Source organism: Haloferax mucosum ATCC BAA-1512 (genome assembly GCF_000337815.1).
Taxonomy (GTDB): domain Archaea; phylum Halobacteriota; class Halobacteria; order Halobacteriales; family Haloferacaceae; genus Haloferax; species Haloferax mucosum.
In genome coordinates this window covers 126,023-132,396 of record NZ_AOLN01000017.1, presented here as the reverse complement: position 1 = coordinate 132,396, position 6,374 = coordinate 126,023, and the positions used below count along the sequence as shown (strand labels likewise).

The 6,374-nt window shown below is 56.6% G+C and carries 8 protein-coding genes; 4 read left to right on the top strand and 4 right to left on the bottom strand.

All coding sequences use genetic code 11. The features are described from left to right. Positions 1-296: 296 nt before the first annotated feature. Positions 297-2,105 (top strand): SLC13 family permease, encoded by a 1,809-nt coding sequence (locus C440_RS12580; protein WP_008320874.1) that lies wholly within the window; start codon positions 297-299, stop codon positions 2,103-2,105. Positions 2,106-2,221: 116 nt separating this feature from the next. Here the strand turns inward: C440_RS12580 and C440_RS12575 are convergent, their stop codons facing one another. Together C440_RS12575 and C440_RS12570 are read right to left on the bottom strand one after the other, a co-directional pair. Beyond that, the gene (locus tag C440_RS12575) at positions 2,222-2,548 is read right to left on the bottom strand and encodes a hypothetical protein (protein ID WP_008320873.1); all 327 of its coding nucleotides are present in this window, start codon (positions 2,546-2,548) and stop codon (positions 2,222-2,224) included. After that, positions 2,549-2,920, bottom strand: coding sequence for a hypothetical protein (locus C440_RS12570; RefSeq protein WP_008320872.1), 372 nt, complete (start codon positions 2,918-2,920; stop codon positions 2,549-2,551). Between the two features lie 333 nt (positions 2,921-3,253). On the opposite strand from C440_RS12570, the gene C440_RS12565 reads away from it, so the two are divergent. Together C440_RS12565 and C440_RS12560 are read left to right on the top strand one after the other, a co-directional pair. Continuing rightward, complete coding sequence (locus C440_RS12565; RefSeq protein ID WP_008320871.1) at positions 3,254-3,520, top strand: hypothetical protein; 267 nt, start codon at positions 3,254-3,256, stop codon at positions 3,518-3,520. 3 nt (positions 3,521-3,523) lie between these two features. Next, positions 3,524-3,925 carry a PIN domain-containing protein gene (locus tag C440_RS12560; protein ID WP_008320870.1) on the top strand — a complete coding sequence of 134 codons (402 nt, stop codon included), beginning with the start codon at positions 3,524-3,526 and terminating at the stop codon, positions 3,923-3,925. Between the two features lie 224 nt (positions 3,926-4,149). Here the strand turns inward: C440_RS12560 and C440_RS12555 are convergent, their stop codons facing one another. Beyond that, positions 4,150-5,169 carry a tyrosine-type recombinase/integrase gene (locus C440_RS12555; RefSeq protein ID WP_008320869.1) on the bottom strand — a complete coding sequence of 340 codons (1,020 nt, stop codon included), beginning with the start codon at positions 5,167-5,169 and terminating at the stop codon, positions 4,150-4,152. After that, a complete protein-coding gene (locus C440_RS12550; protein ID WP_008320868.1) occupies positions 5,166-5,387 on the bottom strand; it encodes a hypothetical protein in 222 nt (73 codons plus the stop codon). The genes C440_RS12555 and C440_RS12550 overlap by 4 nt, the downstream gene beginning before the upstream one ends. Before the next feature lie 460 nt (positions 5,388-5,847). Here C440_RS12550 and C440_RS12545 point away from each other — a divergent pair, with 460 nt between their 5' ends. Then, the gene (locus tag C440_RS12545; RefSeq protein ID WP_008320867.1) at positions 5,848-6,096 is read left to right on the top strand and encodes a hypothetical protein; all 249 of its coding nucleotides are present in this window, start codon (positions 5,848-5,850) and stop codon (positions 6,094-6,096) included. Positions 6,097-6,374: the final 278 nt, after the last annotated feature.

Genomic DNA, 6,374 nt, shown 5'->3' with positions numbered 1-6,374 from the left:
TCTCTTTCTTTGGTTCTGGGTTCCAAGTGTGTCTGATTCGGCAGAACGAATCGGTACTTCCGATGAATCGGTACTTCCCACCACACGAATCCCGCTGTTCGACCAGGGTGTCGCTCTCTGAACGTCGGGAGACGAGCAGACTACGTCCGCTTCAACTCGCACAGCGTGTGTTATCTCGTCGGCCAGCCGATGTCGATACAAGTCCTTTTGAGTCGCAAGTACCACCTGTCTGTATGTTCTTTTCTTTACAGACCCTGGTAACTCCACTTTCGGTCTTCACTTCTGTGACTACCGAAATGCTCGTCGTCTTCATGCTCATTCTCCTCGCACTGATTCTCTTTGCGACCGAATGGTTCCCAATCGATGTCACCGCTATCTTGCTGATGGTCCTCTTGATGATTCTCGAACCGTGGACACAGATATCCCCGCGAGAGGGAATCTCGGGATTCGCCAACCCGGCTACGATTACCGTCCTCGCCATGCTCATCTTGAGTACTGGTGTCAATCGAACCGGAATCGTCCAACTTATTGGCCGAAAGATGGCGGTGTTTGCTGGCTCTAACCGACGCAAGCAACTCGCGGCGACGATCGGTATCACTGGTCCCGTTTCGGGAGTCATCAACAACACACCTGTCGTCGCGATTCTGGTCCCGGTCATCAACGACCTCGCACACAACGGCAAGACCTCTCCTTCGAAGCTACTGATGCCATTATCGTTCGCGTCGATGCTCGGTGGGACACTCACGCTCATCGGGACCTCGACGAACATCCTTGCGAGCGATATCGCCGCCCAAATCGGCGCGGAGTCGCCCGAACTCGGTCTCCACGCGTTCGGAATGTTCGAATTCACCAAACTCGGGGTGGTCGTCTTTGCAGTGGGTTCCGTCTATCTGATGACCGTCGGCGTTCGATTGCTTCCGAAACGAATCCCAGCCGACGAGGACCTCGTCGAAGAGTACGCCCTTCAGGAGTACCTCGCAGATGTCGTCGTTCCCGCAAACTCGCCGCTGATCGGACAGACGGTCCAAGAGGCACTGGGAGGCGACGAACGCGACATCGACGTGTTACAGCTGATTCGGTACGGTGAGCGTTTCTCGGACCCCCTCGCTCGAAAGGAGATCCGCGAGAGCGACACGCTCCGACTCAGGACGAACCGAGAGACGCTCGAACAGATCATGGACGCCGAGAACCTCAGGCTGTCAGGTGGTCCTCGGACCGAAGGCGACCTGCATCCGGGCGAGGAAGAACCGGTTCTCGTCGAGGTCGTCATCCCATCGGGTTCGTTTCTCGTCGGTGAAACACTCGCAAGCTCGACGTTCCGACAACGCTACAGCGCGAACGTCCTCGCCTTTCGAACCCGAGGTGACGTCGTCCGCGACCGATTCGAAGACATCCGTATTCGCGTCGGCGACACGCTCTTGGTGCAGGCACCTCCGGATAGCCTCACCAGACTCGTCGAGAACGAGGACTTCATCGTCGCCCACGAGTTCGACGAGGTGACCTATCGAAGCGAGAAGATACCGTTTGCAGTCGCTATCATCGCCGGCGTCGTCGCATTGCCTGCCTTGAACATCTTGCCAATCGTCGTCTCGGCGCTCGCTGGAGTCGTCGCGATGGTCTTTTCTGGCGTCCTCAAGCCGACGGAACTCTATTCGTCGGTCGAGTGGAACGTTATCTTCCTTCTTGCGGGCGTTATCCCGCTCGGGACCGCACTTCAAAAGACGGGCGCGGCAGCGCTTCTCGGAGACGCCGTCGCCTCGACGGCGACGTTCTTGCCAGCAATCGGCGTCCTATGGGTGTTCTACGTCGCAACCGGTCTGTTGACGAGTGTTATCAGCAACAACGCGAGCGTCGTGTTGATGATTCCAGTGGCCGCCAGTGCTGCCCAATCGATTGGTGCGAACGCGTTCGCGTTCGTCCTCGCCGTGACCTTCGCCGCCTCGACGGCGTTCATGACGCCGGTTGGATACCAGACGAATCTCTTCGTCTACGGTCCCGGCGGGTACAAGTTCTCCGACTTTATCCGTGTCGGCGCTCCACTACAGTTACTGCTCTCGTTCGTTACCGTACTCGGCATCGCGTTCTTCTGGGGGGTGCGAACGTAATTTCGTCACGTCGGGGGAGTGAGCGAAGCGAACGGACCCGATGGAACTGTGTCATAGGCCGTGGCGGGGCTGCTTTAATCGGAGCGCAGTCTGGCAATTAGCAACCTCCGTTTTGACTACCTCAGATACACTTCGACTTGCTCGACGACACGGTCTACGAACGTCTCTTCGAGACGCCCTTGCCACGCGACGAAGTCCTTTTTGCGAGGTGAGTGAACTGCCCATGAGACGAACGAGTCGCGAGGAACACCACCGAACTCCCACAGGTCATCGGTGAGCGGGAGTGAATCGTCGTACTCCTTCGTCGAGATGGCGACGGCGATGTACTGCTGGTCGCCGAAGGGGTGTGTATCGTTGTTGACGATGAGCCACGGTCGTTGCCTGTCGTCACCGAGTTTGAAGGGGTCAGAACTTCGGACAACATCACCACGCTCCGGTTGCATCTATTGGTCGTCCTCGTCTCGTTCGCTTGGATGCGATGTCTCCGGGGCTACCGAGTCCCATTTGTCGGCGTCGATGCCGCCGTCTTCGTCGTCGAGTCGCTCGCTCGTGGTGTGGATGTCGTAGGCGGCGGCGACACGTTCTTCGTCGTCCGTAATCGCCCAGAACTTGCCCTTGTGACGAACGAGGTTTCGGTCCTTCAAGCGGGAGAGTGAAGTTCCGACGGTATTCGGGTTCTCGCTGATGGCAGTCGCAATCTCAGAGCGGGTGAATGCTTGGTCGCTGTGCGTGTAGAGGTACGTGACCACCTGCTCGGGGACGCTCGGTCCTCGGGGGAGCTCACCGGACTCGAAGTCGTCGATGCTTACGGGCATACTGTGAACTATGTGTGCTGCTGTAATGAGTGTACTGCCGTACTTGTTGTGCTGTATGTCGCTGGTTGGGTTCGTCACGATGTGTGACGAAACCGGCTGGCGGGGAAATATGCTAAATCGGCGGCTACAGCGCCTGCTCTTTGGCTCTACACCGTTCCAGAAGTATACGGACCCGACGGGAATGCGTCATAAACTGTAACCGATTTGATTTAATCGGTTCGCTGTCTGGCGATTTTTCTTCGAAACTTCCTGTGGTAAAATCTGCAACTCGAATAACGGGAGAGTCTCAGAAAATACGGGAAGATTTTTGATTCTTCCCGTAAAATGTGAACCATGTCAAAAGCTACGGACGAACGGGGACGAATCTATCTCCCGAAAGATGTTCGGTCGCGATTTGGAGAGCGCTACCGCATCGTCGAACTCCCGAGTCACGTTGCGCTCTTCCCCGTCGATGAGGGCCCGTTAGAGGGACTTCGTGAGGCAGTCGGTGACGCCTTCGAGGAGAGTGAAGCCGACGAACTCAAACAAGACGCACGGAGAGCAATCTCCGAAGAAATCGAAGCTGAGGACCAAGAGCGGTCGGAGAACCGCGAGGCCTGATACGTGTACGTCGAGACAGACTTTTTGATTGCGTTGGTGAAAAACGAAGACTGGTTGCGCGACTCAGCACTCGAAGCACTCCAAGAACGCGACGACATCCACACGTCGATTCTGGCCTACGCAGAAGTTCTCGTTCTCTTCTACGACCGCGAGCAGTCCGAATACGACATCGACGCCCCACGAGCGATTGCGAACCTCCTCGAACTCGTTCCAATAACGCCGAAAGAACACGAAGATGCAGTCCTCGCGGCGGCGGCGTTCCTCGAAGAGTATCGTCTGACGCCGTTCGATGCACTTCACGCTGGTGTGATTGCGACGAGCGGCGAGGAAGTCCTCTCCAGTGAACAAGACTACGATACGGTGGGCCTCGACCGTACCCCGTTGGAACCCGATAGGGACGGGTGAGAGTTGGTTATCGAGTGTGCCTACGACTCCCCTGTGTTTGAAGCTACGAAACGATAGCAGGCGATGACCTGCGTCACAGTGCGTGACGGAATCAGTTGCTAGAGAAATCTGCTAATTCGACGGGCACAGCACTCGCTCTTTGGTTCTATAGCGTTCCAGAAGTATACGGACCCGACGGGAAGAGGGCGAGAGAGTAAATTCCCACCAGCTGATTGAAAAACATACTACCCTCGCACCTCCCGAAGAACACGGCGACGAACCTCCATTCGCTCGCGGTGCGTCCGCTTGTCATAGTGCTTGTCCAGCACGTCTACGGACACGTCCATCCGTTCGCTCACGATCTCGAGTGGTACACCCTCGTTCAGCGATTCGGTGATAGCACCCCGCCGAATGTCGTGCGGTGAGACCGTCGAAGGGCACCCAGACGCTTTATTGCGATTGTGTGCAGCCTCGCACTTCTCCGGGTCAACGTCCGCGTGCCGACACGTACCCCATGCACACGGCTGAGTCACGGTGTAAATCGTCGTTCTGTACGACCCTTTCGTGAGACGACCCTGTGCCGACGTGATAAGCGGTTCACGCCCGTAGTCGTCGGTCACGTCGCGGCGATTCCGAGCAATGTAATCGTCAATGACCGCGGCGACGAGGTGACTGAGTGAAACGTCACGTTCGCCGTTCTCCGCGTTCTTCAGCGTGGTTCCCTCCTCAGGGCGGTGCCGGAGTTTCAGACACGGTACGTCCGGGTCGTAGTCGTCCACGTCGAGCGAGTAGATCGACCCCGAGCGCATCCCGGTGTGCCACAGGATGAGCATGATAACGTGGTCTCGAGACGCGTAGCGGTACGTGTCGAGTCCGTTCAGGATTTTCTTCGCGCGGTCAGCACGCAACACGCGGTCGCGCACGTCGTCTTCCGGCTTCAGGTTCGGAAGCGGCACCTTCTCACGAATGCCCTCCTCTACGGCGTCGATGTCCGCCCACAGATCGAGCGCCACCCGAAGCGTCGTGAGGTAGTTGTCCAGCGTGACTGGCTTCACTGAATCCTTCTGGTGGCTGTAGTACTTGTACAGCGTCCGGCCGGTGAGATCGTTCAGGTTGTCGATCTCCTCTTCCTCGCAGAACTCGAGGAACGGGTTCAGCCGGTAGCCGTGGTTCATCAATGTCGTTTCAGCAATCTCGCCCTCACGGAGATCGAGGTACATCTCGACACCCTCCTCGGGGGAGAGTGGTTCCAAGTCGTCGCTCATGCTGACCCCTCCGTGTCCAGATCGGTGTCGAGCGGGCCGGTCTCGGTCAGCAACAACACTTCGTCGCGGGCGAACAGCTCGCCGGTCACTTTGTCCCGCAGTTGGTCGAACGCCCCATCGACGTTCTCTGCGGACGCACACCGCTCACACCAGAAGTGGTGATTGGTTGGTTCCCACGTCCGGTGTCCACGGGGACACGTGTACCGCCAGCGATCCATCCGGTTTTCGACTCGAATAACCTGCCTAGTCGTCATCAAGTCGAACTGACATTCCGATTGGTAATAATACGATTTCTCGTGCGCAGAGTGAAAGTGAAAGTAGTCTGATTGACAGGACGCACCGCCGAAATGCGGGGTTTCTGTGAGTGAAACTAAACGGGGTTTCGTTGGCTGTGCTGGCTCTCGTGCGCGAGGTTCAAGGCCCCACGGAGGTGAGTCGAACATGGCTTTCGTGGTCAGGTCACGGAAGCCCGTGCGGGCCTGCTGTTACAGCAGCGAGGTCCGCTTCTTCGGAACCTATCGGAGAGCGATAGGTGTGCGAAGGTGCTTCCGTTTCAGACAGTCTCGGTGGAATTGACTTAGTTGTTTGCATGAAACTGGCTTTTCACATGAAGACAGCTTCGGTCAAACAACTATACAACAGGTGAGAATATGTACAAGGAAGGGGAAATCGACCGTAATGGCTGGAGGAAGGGAAGAGACAGTTGACGACCTTGAGATTCTCCTCGTTTTCTATCGCTCTGATGATCCTGTTCTATTCACCGGGGAGGTTGCAGAGGCGATTAGCTTTTCAAATCAAGGGACTCTCCCGAGACTGAAGAAATTAGCCGATTCAGGGCTGTTAAAGTCGAAATCTGGGGGGAAGGTACCAGTGTGGTGGCTTTCCGACGAGGGAATGGAACTGGTCACTGAATCGCTGGATGGCTGATCCGAGACGCCCACGAACTCCGAATTTAAATAGTCGTGTATGCACCCGGGGTCGGTTTGCGTGAATCTCGAGTGAGTGACCGCTGATTCTTCTTATACTCCGGGTATCCATAACCGCGACCGCGTTGGACAGTCGCCCGAGCTGGTTTGAATCTATGCACGGTGACCGCCGTTAGAGGCAGTGAAGGTGCATACATCAAGGACAGTGTATACATTCGCGAGCAACCCCGGGAGGAAACAGCTGAAAGAATGGTTGAGAACTTCTGAAGCAACTGTGGT